18 protein-coding genes and 3 pseudogenes are annotated in these 17361 nt (G+C 69.1%); 14 read left to right on the top strand and 7 right to left on the bottom strand.

Going from position 1 to position 17361, the window contains the following annotated elements; translation table 11 throughout:
* Positions 1-60 precede the first annotated feature (60 nt).
* From ACIA8N_RS35845 to ACIA8N_RS35835, 3 genes are all read left to right on the top strand, one after another.
* The gene (locus tag ACIA8N_RS35845; RefSeq protein ID WP_365786944.1) at positions 61-228 is read left to right on the top strand and encodes a hypothetical protein; all 168 of its coding nucleotides are present in this window, start codon (positions 61-63) and stop codon (positions 226-228) included.
* A gap of 191 nt (positions 229-419) precedes the next feature.
* A complete protein-coding gene (locus tag ACIA8N_RS35840) occupies positions 420-581 on the top strand; it encodes a hypothetical protein (protein ID WP_365786942.1) in 162 nt (53 codons plus the stop codon).
* Positions 578-895: a hypothetical protein gene (locus tag ACIA8N_RS35835; protein ID WP_365786940.1), complete on the top strand. Its 318-nt coding sequence runs from the start codon at positions 578-580 to the stop codon at positions 893-895. Before ACIA8N_RS35840 ends, ACIA8N_RS35835 begins: the two co-directional genes overlap by 4 nt.
* A gap of 67 nt (positions 896-962) precedes the next feature.
* Here the strand turns inward: ACIA8N_RS35835 and ACIA8N_RS35830 are convergent, their stop codons facing one another.
* The gene (locus ACIA8N_RS35830; RefSeq protein WP_399416886.1) at positions 963-2201 is read right to left on the bottom strand and encodes a HEAT repeat domain-containing protein; all 1239 of its coding nucleotides are present in this window, start codon (positions 2199-2201) and stop codon (positions 963-965) included.
* Positions 2202-2282: 81 nt separating this feature from the next.
* Here ACIA8N_RS35830 and ACIA8N_RS35825 point away from each other — a divergent pair, with 81 nt between their 5' ends.
* A complete protein-coding gene (locus tag ACIA8N_RS35825) occupies positions 2283-3026 on the top strand; it encodes an AAA family ATPase (RefSeq protein WP_365786936.1) in 744 nt (247 codons plus the stop codon).
* Positions 3027-3165: 139 nt separating this feature from the next.
* Here the strand turns inward: ACIA8N_RS35825 and ACIA8N_RS35820 are convergent, their stop codons facing one another.
* Positions 3166-4116 (bottom strand): ADP-ribosylglycohydrolase family protein, encoded by a 951-nt coding sequence (locus ACIA8N_RS35820; RefSeq protein ID WP_365786934.1) that lies wholly within the window; start codon positions 4114-4116, stop codon positions 3166-3168.
* A gap of 412 nt (positions 4117-4528) precedes the next feature.
* Between ACIA8N_RS35820 and ACIA8N_RS35815 the strand changes: the two genes are divergently transcribed.
* Complete coding sequence (locus tag ACIA8N_RS35815; RefSeq protein WP_365786932.1) at positions 4529-4876, top strand: hypothetical protein; 348 nt, start codon at positions 4529-4531, stop codon at positions 4874-4876.
* A gap of 310 nt (positions 4877-5186) precedes the next feature.
* Positions 5187-5639 (top strand): hypothetical protein, encoded by a 453-nt coding sequence (locus ACIA8N_RS35810; protein ID WP_365786931.1) that lies wholly within the window; start codon positions 5187-5189, stop codon positions 5637-5639.
* A 255-nt stretch (positions 5640-5894) separates the two neighbouring features.
* Here ACIA8N_RS35810 and ACIA8N_RS35805 read toward each other — a convergent pair whose 3' ends face one another.
* Positions 5895-6638 carry a hypothetical protein gene (locus tag ACIA8N_RS35805; RefSeq protein WP_365786929.1) on the bottom strand — a complete coding sequence of 248 codons (744 nt, stop codon included), beginning with the start codon at positions 6636-6638 and terminating at the stop codon, positions 5895-5897.
* Positions 6639-6861: 223 nt separating this feature from the next.
* Here ACIA8N_RS35805 and ACIA8N_RS35800 point away from each other — a divergent pair, with 223 nt between their 5' ends.
* The 3 genes from ACIA8N_RS35800 (at position 6862) to ACIA8N_RS35790 (ending at position 8342) form a co-directional block, all read left to right on the top strand.
* Positions 6862-6990 (top strand): hypothetical protein, encoded by a 129-nt coding sequence (locus ACIA8N_RS35800; protein ID WP_399416885.1) that lies wholly within the window; start codon positions 6862-6864, stop codon positions 6988-6990.
* Positions 6991-7071: 81 nt separating this feature from the next.
* Complete coding sequence (locus ACIA8N_RS35795) at positions 7072-7692, top strand: hypothetical protein (RefSeq protein WP_365786980.1); 621 nt, start codon at positions 7072-7074, stop codon at positions 7690-7692.
* A complete protein-coding gene (locus tag ACIA8N_RS35790; protein WP_365786925.1) occupies positions 7689-8342 on the top strand; it encodes a hypothetical protein in 654 nt (217 codons plus the stop codon). Before ACIA8N_RS35795 ends, ACIA8N_RS35790 begins: the two co-directional genes overlap by 4 nt.
* 150 nt (positions 8343-8492) lie before the next feature.
* On the opposite strand, the gene ACIA8N_RS35785 is transcribed toward ACIA8N_RS35790, so the two are convergent.
* The 3 genes from ACIA8N_RS35785 to ACIA8N_RS35775 all read right to left on the bottom strand — a co-directional run bounded on the left by ACIA8N_RS35785 (position 8493) and on the right by ACIA8N_RS35775 (position 10653).
* Positions 8493-9011 carry a hypothetical protein gene (locus ACIA8N_RS35785; RefSeq protein WP_365786923.1) on the bottom strand — a complete coding sequence of 173 codons (519 nt, stop codon included), beginning with the start codon at positions 9009-9011 and terminating at the stop codon, positions 8493-8495.
* A 413-nt stretch (positions 9012-9424) separates the two neighbouring features.
* On the bottom strand, positions 9425-9751 hold the full coding sequence (locus ACIA8N_RS35780; protein WP_365786921.1) for a hypothetical protein: 327 nt from the start codon (positions 9749-9751) through the stop codon (positions 9425-9427).
* Positions 9752-10038: 287 nt separating this feature from the next.
* The gene (locus ACIA8N_RS35775) at positions 10039-10653 is read right to left on the bottom strand and encodes a DUF6461 domain-containing protein (protein ID WP_365786919.1); all 615 of its coding nucleotides are present in this window, start codon (positions 10651-10653) and stop codon (positions 10039-10041) included.
* Positions 10654-10784: 131 nt separating this feature from the next.
* Here ACIA8N_RS35775 and ACIA8N_RS35770 point away from each other — a divergent pair.
* The 3 genes and pseudogenes from ACIA8N_RS35770 to ACIA8N_RS35760 all read left to right on the top strand — a co-directional run.
* A pseudogene (locus tag ACIA8N_RS35770) lies at positions 10785-11039 on the top strand (NUDIX domain-containing protein); the annotation flags it as partial.
* A gap of 238 nt (positions 11040-11277) precedes the next feature.
* Positions 11278-11634, top strand: a complete 357-nt coding sequence (locus tag ACIA8N_RS35765) for a hypothetical protein (protein WP_365786917.1) — start codon at positions 11278-11280, stop codon at positions 11632-11634.
* A gap of 307 nt (positions 11635-11941) precedes the next feature.
* Positions 11942-13666, top strand: a complete 1725-nt coding sequence (locus ACIA8N_RS35760) for a protein kinase (RefSeq protein ID WP_365786915.1) — start codon at positions 11942-11944, stop codon at positions 13664-13666.
* 301 nt (positions 13667-13967) lie between these two features.
* Here the strand turns inward: ACIA8N_RS35760 and ACIA8N_RS35755 are convergent, their stop codons facing one another.
* A complete protein-coding gene (locus ACIA8N_RS35755; RefSeq protein ID WP_365786913.1) occupies positions 13968-14264 on the bottom strand; it encodes a hypothetical protein in 297 nt (98 codons plus the stop codon).
* Positions 14265-14517: 253 nt separating this feature from the next.
* Between ACIA8N_RS35755 and mobF the strand changes: the two are divergent.
* Positions 14518-16517 (top strand): annotated as a pseudogene (gene mobF, locus ACIA8N_RS35750) (MobF family relaxase).
* A gap of 498 nt (positions 16518-17015) precedes the next feature.
* Positions 17016-17273 (top strand): annotated as a pseudogene (locus ACIA8N_RS35745) (IS110 family transposase); the annotation flags it as partial.
* Positions 17274-17361: the final 88 nt, after the last annotated feature.

Here is a 17361-nt window from a genome sequence, read left to right as displayed (position 1 = left end):
GCGTGCGCGATCGTCCGCGGCGCGTACCCATCCGGCAGCGTGGTCTTGCCCGTCTTCGGATTGACCACACCCGCGGGCATCGAGTCCGGCCGCGAGCGGCGCCGCTGCGGATTCGGGGCCGTCCGCAGCCAGCCGACCAGCGCGGTCGTCTCCGCCTCGGTCGCCTGCTCCCAGCCGACATCCACCGCCCACAGCACCCGGAACCAGCGCAGCAAGTCGTACCCGTAGCTGCGGCCCGTCAGAGCGCTCGCGTCGCCGAGCGCGAGATCCCGCAGGTACCGGCTCACCGGCTCGATCTCCCGGCCAGCCGCATCGACCACAAACCACGGCAGCGAAGGTCTCGACCCCTTCACCACCGCACCGACCGACGGCAGACGGCCGCGGCCATCCATCAGGTCTCGATGTACGGAGGACATTCCATGAAACGAGGACATGCCGAGATCCTCGGCACCCACCAGCCGGAACACCAGCGGATCACCAACTTGGTGCAGTCAACAGACCAGGCTCTCCACCGGGCCATCGGTATCGGCGCGGCGGCGCTGACCACCTGGCTCGCCACCCGCCCCCGCGCACGCCGGTGACCGCCGCCCGCAGCCGCCTGGAGCGCGTCCGCGCCTCCGCCGGGATCGCGCAGCTCGCCCTCCGGCAGATCGAGGACGAACTCGCCGACCTCGCCGACGCGGAGCTCGTGGCCGGGGTGCTGCGGGAGCTGTTCGACGAGTCCGACCCGCAGGGCGGTCTCCTCGGCTCGCTCCAGAACGCCGAGATCCAGGATCTCCGCCATCAGATCACCCGGCTCACCCTTGCTGCAGCAGTGCTTACACACGACCAGGACCAACGGGGACCAGCCCTAGAGGACACCGGCAACGTCGTCAATCTGCGGCCGCCGACCTGAAACCCGAGCTGCCTGGCTGCGTAGGTGGAAACCAGGCACGGTCGTCGAAGCGAGACGAGCGTCGAGGTCACGTCGCTGCGGTGCGCGCGCGAATGCGGTGCGCGGTCCGCAGTCCCTGCTTGGCGGCGGTTGCCACGAGGCCGCCGAGGGTGGTTCTGGCGAGGTCGTGGGCGGCGAGGCGCTCCAGTGCTGGCAGGGCCCGGTCGTCGGCGGTGGAGCCGAGAGCGCGGCAGGCCAGTGCTCGGAGGTCCGGGTCGGGATCGGTGGTGAGGGCGATCAGGTCGTCCACCACCGGCGGGCCGAAGGCGGCGATAGCGGAGGCGAGATGACTCGCCTTCGGGTTCCGGCGTTCCATCATGGCCTGCCAGAGCGCAGCGAGTGCCCGGTTGCCGCCGATTTGGCCGAGCGCCAGGGCGGCCCTGCTGCGTACCCAGTTGGTCTCGTCGTTCAGCCGGGCTGCCAGGGCGGGCACGGCGGCGCGTTCCTCAAAGAGGCCGAGTGCCTCGCAGGCACCCTCGCGGACCATCGGATCGGGATGCTCCAGCAGGGCGGTGATCAGCGGAACGGCTCGGCGGAAGCCGAGTTCGGCACAGGCGAGCGCCGACCACCGCACCCCGCGGTGCCCGGTGTCGGCGAGTGCGCGCAGTAGGCCCGGTTCGACGTTCGCATCGCCGAACAGGGCGATCCGGTTGAGTGCCTTGGTCCAGACGGTGACGTCCTGCGTCCGGTGGTCGGAGGCGACCTCGGACAGGGCCGCGCGGGCCTGCGGATGTCCGAGCTCGGCCCACTCCAGCACGGCGTCGATCGCCCGCAGCCGGATCGTGCGGTTCCCGCTCAACTCGGCGGCGTGGACGGTGACCAGGGATGTCGGCCCATCCGGCGGGTGGCCGAGTGCGTCCCCGAGCGGGCCGGCGATCGGTGGTTCGAGCTCGCCCAGCCGCAGGGCCAGTGGGCCGATTCGGGTGCCGACATCCGCGTCGTAGCGGCCGTCACCCCGAAGGTTCGCGGCCAGCTTGGCGACCGCACGGAACAGCAGCTGTGCACGGTCCGATGGGGAATCAGCGAGGGCGTCGAGTCGGCCGGACACCGCTGCGGTGACGGCGGTCGGCGGGCGACCGGTGGCCTCCAGGATCGCCTCCGCCCAGGTGAATGGCTCGTTCTGACGCTCGTAGAGCTGGCGACCCCACAGACGGAGGACGGCGTCACGGTGGTCGGTCATTCCAGGATCGTTCCAGCAGGGAACACCGACAGCCAGGGGTTTATCGTCGCGGTTGGTCGGATGCCGGATCATCTCGGCTGAGACCACGCTTCGTGACCGCTCCCCCAAACCCACCAACAAAGCCAAGCTGCCCGCCCACGCCGCCCCAACATCCCTGAACACAGCAACTTGACAGGGAACGCGACGAATACCGAGGAGCCGGTGAGGGCCGGCCTTGTGCAGGTAGCTCGGAACTACGGCGTGCCCACCGTCGCGTTCCTGGTCTCCATCCCGGCCTGGGTCTGTGTGGAGCGCCAGGCCGACCGGGGCCCGGACCGCGTGGTGCCCGAGGGCGTCGTACGGCGCCAGCACGCCGAAACCGTCGCCGCCTTTCCCCAGCTGCGCGGCGAAGGCTTCGACTATGTCGTGTTCGCCGACAACATCCACCGCATGGAGCCGCTGCTGCAGCGCGCCAGCGACACACGCCGCCGCGAGCTCGGCTGGGACGGCGGCGACGGCCTGGGCGGCCTGCTCCTGGTCCGCCGTACGTTCGGCGAGCAGGTGCTGCAGCTGTGGCGGGAGAACTCGCCGCTCGCCGGCGGCGACCGTGTCGGAGAGATCCGCCTTGGGCCCGGCCGCCTGGTCCTCGCCCTGCGCAATGACGTCGACGGCGAGGGCTACTTCGGTTTCGACCTGCTGGTCGGCGGCCCGTACGACGAGGAGTGCGACGCCCCGGCGTGGCAGCCGGTCTTCTCGGTCTCCGACCTGTTGAAGGCGCACACCAGCGACACCGGGCTGCACTTGGACGCCGTCTGCTCCGTCCCACGGAGCCCCGACGACGTCGACCAGGAGGTCAACGACCGCGACTGGGACGACGACCCCGAGGGGCGCGCGGACCTGGAAGCGCGGTACGCGGACGCGGTCCGCGAGTGAGCCGTGCCGCCGACGGGCCGCACCCGCACCCGCTCACCCCGGGCGAACTCCCGGCCGGAGATGAGTGGTGGCAGGGGCGCTCGTCCTGCCACCTCCCCATCAAGAACGGAAGCGCCGGCCTCGCCATCTATGCGGACTATTACACCTGTCCCTTAGGCAGCCCCTCTTCGAGGCGGTGTGCAAGGTGGAGCAGGTCTGCCAGGTGCAGCACTCGTCCGTCGAATCCTGGGAGGGGGACATGCAGCGGCTGTGTCCAGTGGGCAGGGATTGCAGCCAGCCCGTAGTACGCCCCTGCGAGGCCTCCTGTCACCGCGGCGACGGTGTCCGTGTCACCGCCGAGGTCGATTGCCGCGCGTATCGCGTCTTCGAAGCTGGTGGTGGTGCGCAGGGCCCAGACGGCGGAGCCCAGACAGGGCCAGACGGCACCGTTGAACTCGGTCGCCTGATCGGGGTGCCAGTCGGGCGCGAGGACCGTGGCGTAGCGGTCGCGGTGGTCGGGGTGGACGAGAGCCAGGACGTCCGAGAGCGCGGTGAGGGGGTCGATGTCCTCGAGCGTGACGCGGATGAGTTCGTGGAAGATCGCGGTGCCTTCCCATGCCGCGCGGTCCCCATGAGTGAGGGCAGCAATACGGCGGGCCGCGTCCATGGTGGCTTCTTGGCCGGCGGCCGCGAAGTGGACCGCAGAGGTTGATGCCCGCATCAAGGAGCCGTTTCCCGCTGCTCGCTGGTTGACCTGGAAATGGATAGCGGCGGCAAGGTCCCAGGGCATGCCGTTGGTCAGGACGTCTTCGGTCTGCAGGCCGATGTCCTTCGGTTCTGATGCTGCCCACCGCTGAAAGCGGGCGAAGATGTCCGGCAGATCGAGTCCGCCCCGCTCCAGCAGGGACTCCGCGACCAGGACGGCCATCTGCGTGTCGTCAGTGGCCTCGCCGGGGTCCCAGCCACCGCCTCCACTCATCTCGCTACCGGCACCAGGTGCGGGAAACCGCGCGGAGAACGCTCCCGGGGGACCAAACTCGAAGGGGCCGCCCAGAGCGTCACCCACCGCCGAGCCGACGACCGCGCCAGCGGCCCGCTGAATCCGCTTCATGCGCGCACGTTATCTGCGTTGCGCCGACGGCCGCGCGGGCCTTCTTCTTCTTCTTCTTCGGCTCCCCGAACCAGATCGTCGCCCCGCACAAGCGGCGTGAAGGAACTCTGAGCTCTGAAGAGGCCGACGGCCGATCCCCGGTGGTCAGCGCCGTACGCGGACGCGGTCGCGTGAGCCGAGCCGCGGGCGCCCTGCATCCCCTCCCGCTCCTCCCCGGCCGAACTGCCAGCCGGGGAGGAGTGGTGCGCGGTTGCTGGGAGTGCCGCACCCCGGTCCAGGGCGGCGCGGCAGGCCTCGCAGAGCACCGCCACACCATCCACAACCTCTGCCGTCACTACGGCGACCGCCATACCCCCCCATCACGCTCCAGATCGACTTCTGAGCCGACCGGCACGCCGAAGGAGACCCGCTCATGCCCATGTCCGCCGCCGCGGAGGCGTACTACGCCGCCCACACCCAGTCCCTGCGCGAGCACGGCGCGATGAACGCCGCCCGCCTTTGGCCGCGCCAGGCCCTGCAGTACACGACCGTCAACGGCGCCCGCTTCCTGCCGTTCCAGTCCCGGATCCCCGTCCGGTCCGTGGCCCCGGCCGTCCGCTCCGCCCTCACGGAGCACCTGGTGCACGAGTACGACTTCGCCGGCCGCGACGGCTCCCCGCTGCGCATCGTGTACATCCGGCACGCCCCCGGCTCCTGGTCCGGTGGCGATGACGTCATCGATGTGTACGAGGTCGCCGCCGAGGAGCCAGCTGTGCCGTAGCGGTGATGGCCCTCCGTGCAGCCCCGACCCGTGCCGATCCGGCCGGGGCCGGGGCCGTCGCGGTGGTCCCTCACCACACCTAGCACAGAGAGGAGCTGGACGTCATGCGCCTGCGGATCTACGAGGTAGACGTCCCGATACACGACACCACCGACCCGGCCCGGCGGGAGGTGTGACTGAGCGTCGTAGTTGGCCACTGAGCGTTCTAGTTGGCCGGAGCCGCGCAAAGCGGCTGCGCCGGAGCCTACCCGTAACGGGAGTCCTGGAAATGGAGGTGCTGCCCCCTGGCCTGCGCAGGCAGGATCTCCCCATGTCGACAGATGTCAGCGGAATGATCGAGTGCCGGCCGGGGGCCCGCCTGTGGGGCCCTGACGATGAGGACTCCGCATGGGAGGCCGGCATCGATCTCCTCCTCTTGAACGCAGGCAACGCCTACGACGGCCTGGCCTGCCTTTTCGGAATCCGGAACTACTTCGGTTTCCAGCCCCTCGCGGAGGATCGCGGCTTTCCGGATGACGCCTCGGAGGGGCTGCGACGTGAGTTCGCCGACTGCGGCGGCCCTGACGATGTGCACGGGACGACCTGGCTGACCTGGTCCGAGCTGGAGACCACGGACTGGCAGGGGACCGATGCCTCGGGCACGCGAACCCGCGCCTCAGCTGCGGGGATCGACACCCACTGGGGCCCAGTCTGGAAGGTCATGCGCATCCTCAGCGAAATTCACGGCGCCGAGAACGTACGCCTTGTCACCTGGTTCCACTGACTCGCGGCTGAGCGTCGTAGTTGGCCAGTGAGCGTGATGGTGGGCCATTCTGAGCACTGGCGTTCGTGCAGGTCAGGGGCGCCGCACAGCTATGCCCGCACCATGGAGGACGCAGCTTCGACCCTGTCCCCCAGTCGCCGAAACAGCCATCTCCGCAGGTCAGACGGGCGTGGCCAACCGCGATGCAGTAAGGAACTGCTTTCACAGGCAGCCGCAACATTGTGGCTGAGCGCCGCCTGACCTGCGCTCGCCAGTTCAGCCGCCTTGGCTGAGCGTCAGCTGGGGTCGCAGGACGGCGTAGGCCGGCTCAACGCCGACCCGCGTGAAGAAGTCCTCGGCAAAGGCAAGCGAGGTCTCCCAAGCCCAGAGGGCCAGGCTGTGCCCTAGGCAGCGGTCCGGGAAGAACGGATTGTGAGGCGTGGTGAAGGGGTGCAGCACGAGGCCAAGCGGTTCCATCTCCCTGGCGATCCAGTAGTCCCCCGGAGCGGTTCCGGCGGTGCGCCATTCGGGCCGGTAGTGGATCAAGCGGTTTCGGAAGCGTGCCAGCGTTTCGGCAGGCTTGTACGGCGCCCCACCCTCATTGAATTCCTCCCTGCCGAGACGCTGTAGGACCGCCTGAGCCCGTTCCACGAGTGGCGGCGGGCGGTAGCCCCACTGGTTCCCCAGCTCCGTGAGAACTGATCGCTCGGCACTCTGAAGTCCTCCCGCGCCTCCACCTACGGCGAGGTTATCCATCTGGGCCGACTCCACCAGTTCGTTGAAAGCGGCTTCCAGGAAGGCCGCAGCATTCAGGATGGTCGCCACCGCGTAAGTGCGGTGCTCAGCCGCCTGAGCTTCGGACCAGGTGAGTCCCCGCGCCCTCTCCTCGGCATTGGGCGGAACGGGGTTGCTCTCCAGTTCTCCGCACTTGAGACAGAGCAATGTGGCCGCGAGCGCGTGATCACACGAGAACCAGTGCCACGCCTTGATCTGCGCGTTAAACGCCGACGCCTCCACCATGTGGACATACTCAACCCAATCGATAAAATCCGCCCGCCGGAGGGGTGCGCTCTGCCGAATCACTGGCGCGACCTTCAGCCGGCAGTAGCCCGGGGAGCGCACTCCAGGGGCAGGCTGAGCGCCAAGGGTGGCCAAGTGGCGTGCTCACTGGCCAACTGAGGCGCACAGTCACAGGAGGACCCTCCCCAAGAACGTCACGCTCGTCGGCCTGCGGCAGGACCGCATGCTCTACGAGGCGTTTGCCACCGGTGATCCCCTCAAGCTGATGCGGCTCTTCGGGATCACCGCGCAGACCGCCATGCGCTATGTCGGCGCCGCCTGCCCGGAGCGCACCGCGAAACTGCCCAGGTAGCGGGCCCGCTCCGAGCCCGATGCCAGCTGAAAGCCCGTGGCGGCGTAGCAGTGGGTCCGGCATCATCCCCATGTGATTGTGATGCAACCCGTTCTGGAGATCTCCGCCGCCGACGACTTCGCGCTCTGGCCGGTTGGCGAGCGGAAATCTTATGGCTACCTCGTGCTGAACGGGGAGCTGACTCCGGCGGAGGTCGGCACGGCGGTTATGCAGATCGCCGACTGCAACGACTTCGAGATGGAGGAGGAGCACGGGCCGTGCCCGACCGACCCGCTCGGCACATTCCTGCACGGGCTGCTCACCAAGCCTGATCTGTTCGCAGCCGGAGGATTCCGGGTGACCGAGAATGCCACCGACACCGTCTTCGTCGAGCCGGGCTGCTGCAACGGCCTGGAGACCTGGCGGGACTGGCTGGAGGTGCTCGAGGGTACCGGCTGCTCCTACTTCGGCCACGATCCGTCGTCGGTGGCCGAACGCGTTGGCGACATTGTCCGGCTGACGTTCGACGCTTACAGGACGGACGGCAGCCCAGTGATCGAGCTGTCGGTAGACCAGGCACGCAGGCTCGTCGCGGGCGCCCAGCAGGATTTGCAGGACTTCCTCGGTCTTGCCGGAATCTGGGCTGAACAACACCTGCCAGCACACGCCGCCGCCGTCACTGCCGCCCTGGCACGGGCACTGGACCTGGCGCCCACACAATGACCAGCTTCCTGACCCACCGATCGCACGTGCACGACGCCCGTCTCCCCCTCCGCCGCCGGCACAGCGCGCTGCGGACCTGCATCACCCTCTTTGCTCCGTACGGCTTCCGGGCGACGTACCACCACCTCACACTCAGCGCCGCGATCCCCCGGCGGCTGGAGGCGGACCCGGACGCGCTGGTGCGGGCGGTGGAGGAACTGCATGAGGCGCGGGTGCTGTGGCTCGCGCGAGCGGAGGAGTACACCGCGCAACGCCGGGCGGAGAAGCGGGCGGGGCGGCGGGCTGTAGTGAACCCGCGACCGTGGTGGCTGCGGAGCTGGTGGGAGGGCCCGAACCGCGCCTGGTACGAAGACCCGTTTCGCCATCCGTCGCTGCGGCTGCCTGAGTACGTCCGGCGACAGAACGCGATTCTGGACGGCGCCGACCTCCCCGGCTGCCCCGCCTGCGGAGACGAGAGACCGCTGGTGTCGAACTCGACCGGGCACGGCTGGGTGGAGCTGTGCCGTGGGTGCGCGTGGGTGCTGGCGCCATGTCCGTGCGGGCAGCGGCACCGGTTCGTCCCGGAGACGCCGTTCAGCTGGAAAGGGATCTGGCAGCGGGCGCACATGAGCGATGACGGCATGCCGAACCCACATTGGCCTGCGGGCTAGCCGGTTGGATGCGGCACGGGGGCTTGAGTGTGGCTGATCAGCTGGGTCGTGCGCGCTCTTCAGATCGTTGCCCGCCGCGCAGGTGATCGTTGCCCGGCGCTCCTCGTAGCGAGGAGATATCACGGATGCTGCTGGGAGGTCGTCGGCTGGTCACCACACGTCGACGGACCAGACGTCGCCCCTCTGATGTCCGTCTGGATCTGGGTCGCCTGACCCGTACGGGTCAGGGTCAGCGACGACGTGGATGCGGGCGGCGGACACGGATACGCGGTAGCAGTCCATGTCAATCGACGTGTTGTGCTTGTCGAATTCGATCATGTGGCCCAGGGCCAGGATGGCGGTCTGCAGTTCCTTGAAGGGGACTCTGGTTGCGAATTCCCCGTATTCCCGCGAGAGCGGGGACGGCACGGTGCTCGGGGACTGGTCGTACAGCAGTCGTTGGATTTTCACGCCGAAGCCGAAGCACGACATCTGCCCTTGCCGCCCTGGCTGGTCCGGCGAGAAGTTGATTTCCACGAGCCCGTAGTCCCGCCGCAGTAGGCCACCACCGGGAACATCGAGGCATGTCGCCCCCAGGGCGGCTTCCCAGGCTTCCGGGTCGGCACCGAGGCCAACTCCCAGGACCTCACCGCAAACGGCGACGTGAGCGTAGAAGTCCAAAGCGGACACCGCCAACTCCCTCCACTATCCGGACAGGGAACCACTTGCTGATCTCCGCACAGGACACGCGGACCAGCGCCCAGCGTTCGGTGATCGTACAGAGCAGCCTGTCAGGGCAGTCGCCGGGTGAGTTCGTCGCCGTCGTCGAAGTCGAAGTCCCAGGCGGGATGCGTCTTTCAGATCAGCTGTGGTCTTCCCAGTCCTCCTGGCAGAACCGGGCTTCGCTCACCATGTCCGTCAGCGAGGCCGGAACCCGCGCATGAGACCGCCGCAGCCATCAACTGGCATGCAGGTTCCGGCTTACCAACATTCAGGATTCCGGGAACCGGCGCGCTTCGCCCGGCGGGCACGTCGACGAGGGGGAAACCTCCCTCACTGCCGCCGTCCGCGAGTTGGACGGTAGCTGGGGCCCTGGATGGAGATCACTCCGCAGTGTTGGAGGAGCCAGTCGCCTCGGGATCGACGGCCGCAGGAAAGCCCAAGCGATCCAGAAGCGCGTCGAAGAGCTCTTCCACGAAGATCTCGTGAGACCGCAGGACCTCCTCGATCACGGTCGCGTCCGCGCCGTTACCGACCCCTGCAGACCGAGCCCAGGACAGGGCATGGCGGGCGCCGACGGGTACAGAGGCGTCCAACTCGGCCAGCGGACGGTCCAACATCTCTGCCGCGATCCGGAGATTCAGCCACACGTCCCACTCGTCGCCACCAGGCGCCAGACCCGACACCAACGCGACGTCACTGTCGTGCACGGACGCCACACAAGCCGGAGCCCCTGTCCACTCGACTACGGCTCGCAGGACGTCCTCGGCCCCGTCGGGCAAGGTCCCGTGGAACTGCCACATCTGCCACCCACCGGGCCGCGGCCACCAAGCGGCTATGCCGCCCTCGTCGTCCTCTTGAGCACCGCCGAAGACTGGGACCTCGATCAGTGGACGCTCACTGCGGCCGAAGACCAACTCACCCGAAAACCCCATGGTTGTTCCTCTCCCTCATCGTTGCCCGCACGATAGAGGCGACCTCTGACAACGAGGGGCGGTCAGCGGATTCGTACGGTAAAGCAGGTGAACGTCGTGTCCTGGAGCAGCGCTGGAGTGATGGCGACGCCGGTCAGGTGTTCTGACAGCGCGAACGCCGCCAGTGGAGAGAAGTCCGGTTCCGGATCCTCTACCTCGAGATGGAAGCCGATCCGTCTCATGACGTCGAAGAGTTCGTCGGGCGCGGCGCCCCAGCGGTCCTCCGGGAACATGGGGTCGAAGCACAGCCGCAGCACCTGGTCCTCTGCCCAGAGGAACGTGCCGACGGCGTTGATGTTGGTGAAGTGAGAGATCCAGCTCGTTCCGGCGGAGGCCGGCAGCGCTTGTTCTTCGGTGACCCCGAGGTAGCCGTTGGGCTCGATCAGAAGTGTCCAGGTACCCGCAGTCGTCATGGCGACCAGCTGGCGGTTCCCGTCCTCCAGGTCGTACTGGGCGAAGGTGGCGTCGACGACTGCGGCTATGCCCTGCAGGGGTGCCTCCGGTCGTCCTTCGAGCCGGGACATCAGCTCAGCAGGCGACAGACCCCGCACCAGGGTGAAGCAGTACGCCTCGGCGATGCCTGGAAAGTCGTCCTCGAGCCACGTGTAGTCCGCTCCGGTCTTCGTCATGCCGCCCATCCTTGCCCCTGCCTGTGACAGCGGGCGGTGCCCGGCCCCGTCGCAGGCGGAGTGGGAAACGATCTCCGTCGGTTTGGTAAGCGATCTTCGTACGCCCTCGGAGTGCCTGGTCAGGCGTACCGTGAACACCCCAGTTGGAGGTGGAGACCGGCGTCCGCGTGGCCGAGGACGAGCTGCGCCCGGTCGGTGTCTGGGACCAGCCCGACCGCGACCCGCGCGGCCGGTACGTCACCGTCACCTACCTCGCCACCGTCCCCGCCGGCACCCAGGCCACCGCCGGAGACGACGCCCGCGACGCTCGCTGGTGGCCCCTGACCAACCTGCCTCAGCCGTTGGCGTTCGACCACGCTGACATCCTCACCGCGGTCCTGCCGCCGACCCCCTGACACCCTCGTCGCTGTCTCACGCCAGCGGGGGCGCCCTGACACCAGGGCGCCCCCCGCCCGGCGGTTCTCCGGTACTTCCGAGGAGCCGCGCCACCCGGTCCCGACCGGGAGATTCCGTATGCCGAGCGTTCTTCCCAGGCAGCACACCGTCCTCGAGTGGCGAAAAAGCCCTCCTCCACCCCAGGGTGCTTACGCCGTAAGCACCTCGAAGACGGAGGCCGACCAGATCCCTGAACCCTTGACCACGGAGCGGCCCGAACCGACTTCAACGACGGGTGCTTACGCCGTAAGCACCCCGGTAGCCACAGGGGAGACCGGTACGGCAACCAGGACCGAGCTGCCCGGAGCAATCGAAGCGGACAAGGGCAACGAGATCGCACCGAAGCTTTGGGCCGATGGTGCAGCCGCGATGGATCAGGCGTTTGCGACCATGGACCTCGTCCAGCGCAGCCGCTTCCTGCACCGCTACGTCGAACTCGTCGGCAGCACCGATGCGCTGGTCGAGGACCTTGCCCGCGGACTTGTTGAAAGCGGTCGGCTGCGCCTTGCCACCATCCTTGAGGAGACGTCTCAACGACTCCGACAGGTCCGATAGCGGCGTGCTTCAGAGGGGCCGACCTACGTTTGTATGGTCGGCCCTTCCAGGCGTGAGGCACCCGCGCTGGCTCGCGCAGACCCTGCCAGCTCACCCTGCGGTACAGACCGGCTAGTACTCCAGCAGGACTTTGCTGTCTGACCTACGGGTTTCGGTGGGCTGCTCCCCAGTTGTTCGTCACCCCCCGGGTGTCACACCGCATGGCGGCGGGGCGGCCCATGGCGGCCGCCGCCAGAACGGCACGGCTGATCGGGTGCACCACTAGCCTGACCAAGTCGTGGTAAGTCAAGGGGAGGGAGCGGCGGCAGTGGAGGCTCTACAGGGCGGGGATCCTGAGCGGATTGCCAACTATCGCCTGATCGGCCGTCTCGGCGAGGGCGGTATGGGAGTGGTCTATCTGGCTCGAGGCCCTCGGGGACGCATGATGGCGGTCAAGACCATCCGTCCCGAGCTGGCGGCGATGCCGGACTTCCGGCTTCGCTTCCGCCGCGAAGTCGCTCTGGCCCAGCGGGTCGGTGGTGAGTGGACCGCCGCCGTCATCGAGGGTGACCCGGACGCCGTACTGCCCTGGGTGGCCACGGAGTTCGTGCCCGGACCGACGCTCCATCAGGTGGTCCAGGACCATGGTCCACTGCCAGAGCTGTCGGTGTGGGCCCTGGCGTCCGGCCTGTCCCGGGCGTTGGCTGACGTACACGCGGAAGAGCTCGTCCATCGTGACCTGAAGCCCTCGAACGTCCTAGTGACTATTGAGAGGCCTGTCGTCATCGACTTCGGGATCGCGCGGGCCGCCGGTTCCGCCGCGAGCGGCTTGACCTCGACCGGCGCCATGGTGGGCACCCCTGGATTCATGTCTCCCGAGCAGATCCGCGGCGAGACGCTGACACAGGCCAGTGACATCTTCTCCCTGGGCGCCGTCCTCGCATTCGCCTCCACGGGGCGCCCGCCGTTCGCCGTGACGGAGGGCCAGCTGCCGGCCCTGCTCTACCAGATGCTGGAGGGACGTCCGAACCTCGCCGGTGCGCCCGCAGGCATCCGCGGCCTCATCGAGGACTGCCTCCGGAAGGACCCAGCAGAGCGCCCGTCCCTTGCCGAACTGCGCCGCCGCGTAGAGGCGGACGCCCGGCACCTGCAGGCCCCCTGGTTGCCGTCACAGGTCCTCGCCCGGCTCGGGCGGGACGCCGTCCACCTCCTGCAACGGGACGACCCGCACACCTATGTACCGACTCTCGTGCCTTCGGCGCTGACGACACATGCCGCCGACGCCCCGGTGTCCGCCCCACCCTTCGCCCAGGGGGCCGCGCGCCCTGACCGGCCTCTGCCCCGTCCCCGCCGACGGCCCGGCGTCACCGCAGCCGCGGCGTTCGGCTGGCGCACACCGGCGGTGTACTGGCTCCTCTCCCTGCTCTCACTGACCTGTCTGGCCTCCGTCGTCTACTACGCGTCCCTCGATTTCGAGGCGCGCACATACAGCTACGAGGGGCGGCTGCCCGAAGGGGAGGACCTGTTCGACATCGATGCCTGGGGCGACGACCCAGTGTTCTATGTCCTGCTCAGTGGCAAGATCCTGCTGACCGCCGCTCTGGTGGTGTGCTGGCTCCTCTGGTTCACCCGCGCGCGGGCCGTCGCTGAATTGCGGCAGGCCAGCAGCACCCGCTACAGGGCTGCGATGTCCGTCGTCGGCTGGTTCCTTCCCCTCGCCAACCTGGTGATTCCCAAGCAGATTGCCGACGACATCTGGTGCGCCTCCGTCGCTGGCTCCGAGCGCGCCAGGCCGCCGGCCCGGGTGCACGTCTGGTGGGCGCTGTGGCTGGCGACTCTTGCGGCAAGCCCTCTGATCTTCACGCCATTCACGAACCTGCTCAGTAAGAAACAGGTCGAAAGCGGCACCTACCGGTACGAGGGAACATTCGAGGCGTGGCTCAACCTGCCGGCGCACCTCCTGGTCGTCGCGGCAGGCATAGCGGCGTCCCTGTACGTCCGAGACGTGACCGCCCTTCAGACCGATAACCCCGCGACGTCCCGGCTTCCATGAAAGGGACTGGGCGACCAGGGAGATCGATGAGCCTCACGGCGGCCACCGTCCCCAGCTAGGGCAGGTCCGCTGGCGCCAGCCGAACGCCAGGCGGCGGTAGCGGCAGCGCCGTTGGCCGTCAGCAGTCGCCCGCCGCTGTCACTACCTGCGGCGTTGTCGCACGATCGAGGGGCGGTCTCCGTGAGACCGCCCCCGCACGATTGAAGTCCCGCTACACGCCACCCGCCCACCGAAACCCGCAGGTCAGACACCCCCTAGCGGTCCGCGCTGAGATCCCGACATCCTGCGGACGCGATGCCTTTCAGGGCCGGGTCAGGATGGCGTGTGTGCCGATGCGGCCCCAGACGATGTGCCGTTCCCCAGTGGTCCGCGCCCGGCCGTACGACCACGTCGCCCGCCCGTTGCCATCCCAGGTGAGCACGAAGACGCCGGGTGCGCGCCGCACGCCCTTGATGCGTAAGCCGGGGCGGAACCGGCGGCCGGTGCGCAGGTCGGGCACGAAGGCGTCCAGGACGACGCGGCGGAAGTGCCGGCGCTGGGCGGGGGTGAGGTGCTGGAGGTCAGCGGTGAAGCGGGGGAGGGTCGCGAAGGCGGGCACGGTGGGCTCCTCCGGGTAGCACGACGAAGCCCCGGCGGTTGTCGGGGGCTGCTGTAGGCAGTGTTCGTTCCTTGGCGCGTGTTGATGCTCAGTGGTGCTGGATGGTGTTGTGCGGGTCGTGATGTGCGTGCTGCCGGAGAGCGATGACATTCGTGCCGGCCCGGGGCCGCTTCCCGCCCGGCGGGCGCCTGAGAAGAAAGTTCGGCCGCTGCTCCCGCCTGGCGGGACGTGCCGCTGATCGGCCCTTTCTTGCATGTCAGAGCGGTGTCGCGTGGTCTGTATGACAGTGGATATCAGGGTCATCCGAGCCGGTCAGATGTACCGCTACTACTTCCGCGAGACCGTCGTCGGCGACGGCCGCCGCCCGGCGCGCACGCCGCTGCGCGCCGCCCAGGAGCAAGCCGGGGTCCCAGCCGGGCGCTGGATGGGCCGGGGACTTGCCGCGCTCGGACTCGCACCGGGGGAGGAGGCCACCGAGGCGCAGCTGCGGAACCTGTTCGGTGAGCGGGGCCGGCACCCGTACGCGGACCGGATCGAGGCCGACCGGCTTGCCGCGGGCGACTCCCCGAAAGCGGCATTCAAGGCCGGCGCCCTCGGACGCCGGGTGACGGTCACCGGGGTCGACTTCGTCTTCCGGCCGCAGCCGACGATCTCCCTCCTGTGGGCGTTCGGGGATGAGGAGACCCGTCTGGTGATCGAGGCCGCGCACGAGCAGGCGATCGAGCGGGTGCTGGAGTGGATCGAGGACGAGGTCGCGGTGATCCGGTACGGCAAGGACGGCATCTACCGGGTTCGGCCGCCCGGCGGTCTGGTCGCCGCCCGCTTCCGCCACTACGAGGCGCGCTCCGGGATGCCCTTACTCCATGACCATCTGCTGCTGTCGGTGAAGGGGCAACGCCTGGACGGAAGTGGGGCTCGATCCACACCACGGCCCTGCACGAGAACACGGTGGCGGCCTCCGCGCTCTACAACGAGGTGGTGGCCGCGGAGGTCTGCGAGACGCTAGGGCTGGCGACCGAGCCGCGCACCGTCACCCCGGGGCGCCGGCCGGTGATGGAGATTGCCGGGATACCGCACGAGCTGATCCGCTGGACCGCCCGCCGCAGCGACCAGATCGCCGCCTGCCTGACCGAGCTGGAGCACGAGTACGTCACCGCCGTCGACGACGACGGCAAGCTGAAGTTCCTGCCCCTGGTCTCGGAACGGGCCCGCGCCAAGCTGAACCAGATCGCCGCCCGCAAGACCCGCCCGCCCAAGCAGAAGACCCAGCCGCTCGCGCAGCTGCGCGCCTGGTGGAAGGCGAGCGCGATCCTCACCTCCGGCATCGCCGCCGACGTCATCACCTCCCTCCTCGAGCACGCCCGCGCCGCGGCCGCCGCGATCCGGGCCCGGGTCGTCGCCGTGGTCGACGTCGCCCTGGCGGCCGTCGACGTCACCGCGACCGTGTTCGTGATGAACGAGGGCGGCCGCTTCCACCGCCGGCACCTGCTCGCCGAAGCCCGCCGACATCTCGCCCTGGTCCTGCGTGGCCGCCGCCGCGACCCCGGTCTGGACGAGGAGATCGTGGCTGCGGCCATCTCCGCTCACTGCCTGGACATCACCGCGCCGAAGACCGTACGCGGCCGGGAGGCCGCCTACCGCCTCTACACCGCCCGGTGGTCCCTGTCCGACCTCCCCGCCCGCCGCCGACCACCCACCCCCGCGCCCGACCCGGACCGGCAACCCCCGGCCGATCCCGGCGAGCCGGCCGAACCCCGGCCCCCGGGCCAGGACGCGGGGGAGCGGGAGATCCCCCGCATCCCGCTCCAGTACGAGCGCGCCGTCCTCGCCGGCACGGTGGTCCGCGAGCAGCTGCGTACCACCACCACCGCCACCGCTGTGCGGGGCCGGGCGTATGACGTCGTCGCCCACCAGCAGGCGGCGATGCCCGAGCAACTGCTCACGCCCGAGCCGGCCGACCCCGAGCACGACGACCAGGAGCCGAAGGCCGGTCGCGGCGAAGCGATCGACATGACGGCGCTGCGAGCCTTGCGGGCATCCCGCACGGACGTGGAAGCCCTCGATCTCACCGCCGACCGGCTGCGCCGCCTCCAGGAAGCGGCGACCAAGATGGTCAACGACGCCCGCGCCCGCTCGGACCGCCACACCACACAGGCCGACGCCAGCGCGGTGCGCCCGGTGCGTCCAGACGACCAGCAGGCGCACCGCCCACAGCAGCCCGGAGCGCACCGCGGCCGGGAGGCCGGCCACTGAGTGGACCCGATGGTGTGCACCCGGTGCGGTGGTGCGCACCGGGTGCGCCCTCGTCCACTCCACCGAGTGGAGTCCACCGTCCGGGAGTGGATGCCACCGCGCTCCGCACCCACTCCACGAAGTGGAGCCCACCGAGTGGAGTGCACCGTAGGACCGCTCCACCCGGTGCGTTTCTCCTAATCCAGTGTGTAAGCAGACGGCCCGGGACCGTGCAACACCCCGGGTAGCTGCTCGCATAGGACAGCGAATGCCTGGATCCCCCCTGGCCGTCAAGGCCTCCTCAAAGAGCGGCATCGCTGTCCGTTGCGGGGTCCGCCGTGATGACGCGGGCGCCGGGCTGATGCCTCCGTTTCCCCGGGCCCTTGAGGCCTCTGTCAAGAGCGGCGCAGCCCGGCGTCTCCGTGGTCACCGCGAAACTCGCGGGGCCAGGTCGGACGTTAATCGTCACGGCGCGAGCCCTCTCCAGGGTCGACCTCTTGTTCATCCGCGAGCCCGCGAGCTCTGCGGGCCGCCCTCAAACGCAGTGGCCGCCTCCGCGGCTGCGACGCGGAAGCCGAGCGGCTGCGGGACGTCTTCCGCGCCGAGTACGCCCACCAGCTGCCCGGCGTCGAGGACGCCTTCGGTCACCAGCTCCTGGCCCTGCTCAAGCAGCTGGACGCCACCTGCCAGGCCGCGGACGATCTCGCGGAGGCGGCCACAGCCGCCTTTCACCAGCACGCCGACAGCGAGATCCTGCTCAGCTTCCCGGGCCTAGGGGTCGTCTTCAAAGGCGGTCTGGTGATGAGGGATCATGCTTGTCGTGGTGCGTCGTCATGAGCTTTCGGATGCCGAGTGGGCTGTGTTG

It is taken from the genome of Streptomyces sp. NPDC051822 (genome assembly GCF_044452745.1).
Lineage (GTDB): Bacteria > Actinomycetota > Actinomycetes > Streptomycetales > Streptomycetaceae > Streptomyces.
Note: the sequence above shows the minus strand (reverse complement) of the source record. Positions and strands in the feature narration are given on the sequence as shown.